This window comes from Gemmatimonadales bacterium, assembly GCA_030697825.1.
Taxonomy (GTDB): Bacteria; Gemmatimonadota; Gemmatimonadetes; order Gemmatimonadales; family JACORV01; genus JACORV01.
In genome coordinates, this window is record JAUYOW010000250.1 from 1 (window position 1) to 1,666 (window position 1,666).

General features: G+C 71.5%; 2 protein-coding genes. Both read right to left on the bottom strand.

Annotation, left to right across the window (positions count from 1 at the left end):
* Positions 1-1,133: glycosyltransferase family 4 protein (locus Q8Q85_12775; protein MDP3775128.1), on the bottom strand; the 1,133-nt coding region annotated here is incomplete at its 3' end.
* A partial coding sequence (locus Q8Q85_12780; GenBank protein MDP3775129.1) for a glycosyltransferase family 1 protein occupies positions 1,130-1,666 on the bottom strand: 537 nt, incomplete at its 5' end. The genes Q8Q85_12775 and Q8Q85_12780, both read right to left, overlap by 4 nt.

The following is a 1,666-nucleotide window of genomic DNA, read 5'->3' on the forward strand; positions in this document are numbered from 1 at the left end:
TAGCTCGGAAGGTCGGCCAGCACCTGGTCGACGGCAGCGGCCAGCGCCTCGGGTGCAGGTGGCTCGTCGCGGTCCCACGTGTCCGGATGAGGTACGCCTGTCCCCGCCTCGTCCCCGACGAGCTCTACCGTGCCCCCGCTCGCGGGATACACGACGGGAAGGCCACACGCCATGGCCTCGAGCACGACGAGCCCGAACGGTTCGAGGTACGGCGCGTAGGCCAGGAGGAGCGCGCGATTGTACCACCGCACCAACTCGGCCTCGCTGACCCGCGTGTGGATCTCGAGCGACACTCCGCAGCGGCGGGCCTGCGCCTCGAGAAGGTCGCGGTAGGCGCCGTAGCCCCGGTCCGCCACAATTACCAGCGCAGGGCGCCGCGCCGCAGGTATGCGCCCCAGCGAAGCGACCACGAAATCGAACCCTTTCGTCGGGTGCAGCGCGCCGACTGAGAGTACCACATTCGATCGGTCGAGGCCGAGCGGCCGGAAGCGCGCCGTATCCACGCCCAGGTACACCACGCGGGCCGCCCGGCCATAGGCGCGAAGGATGGACTCGTGCGAGTACACCGAGTTGGCGAGGATCATGCTCGCCGCACGCGCGTTCCTCGCATCCATCGGGCGCAAGACCTGCTTGGCCGCCGCAGTAGCCACAGTGCGCAGGGCACGGGCCGCCGCGCTGCCGGAGGGCCCCACTGCGAGCCCCACCGGTGCTTCGTAGACGAAACGGAGCGGCTCCTGGCAGAAATACGCCGACGGCGTCGCCAGATGGCGCAGGGCCGAGGGCGCGTGGGTGAACTGGTCGTGCGAGGCCAACACCACCTCGAAGCCGCCGCGGTCAACCGCGGCCGCCATCTCACGGTGGATTCGCGCTAGTGCCGCGACGAGCCGGGCGCCCGCCCAGAGCGTGGTCGGACCAAGCTGAGCGAATAGGCTGGGTTCGCGGCTCGGCGGCGCCGGCGCGCGCCACACGTGCACGCGGTCCACCACGGGCTCCAGGGAGAGGAAAGCCTCGTCAGCGGTGTCGGGGAAGAAGGCCTCCACCACGTTGCCCCGCTGCCGAAGGCCGCGGCAATGCTCGACCAGCGCCCGCCGCGCCCCGCCCGACGGCAGATTGTGCACCACGGCGATTCTCACGACGCCTCCCGCATCGCCCTGCGGTACACCTCCAAGGTGGCCCTCGCGGTACGCGCCCACGAAAACTCTCGCTCGCGGAGGGACCCGAGCTCCCCGAGCCGGCGCCGCTCGTCGGTGGACCGCAGCAGCCGCTCCAGGCCCGCGGCGATGGCCTCCACGCTGTAGGGATCGACCAGTAAGGCGGCACCGCCAGCCACCTCCGCGCACGCGCCGCCGGAGCTGGTGAGCACCGGCACCCCCGCTCCCATGGCCTCCAGTACCGGGAGTCCAAAGCCCTCGTAGAGCGAGGGGTACGCGAACACGTGGGCGCCCGCATAGAGCGCGCACAACGTCGCGTCGTCCAGGAGGCCCGTCGCCACGATGGGCCGCCGGGCATCGGGCCGGCGCAACGCCGCCCGGAGTTCCCCCGCGCGACAGCCCCACGGGCCAGCGAGGACCAGGTGCATGGTCCCGAGGTCGGACGGCAGGCGGCGAAACGCCTGGACCAGGCGAACCAGGTTCTTGCGAGGCTCGAGCGTCCCCACGAAGAGCAC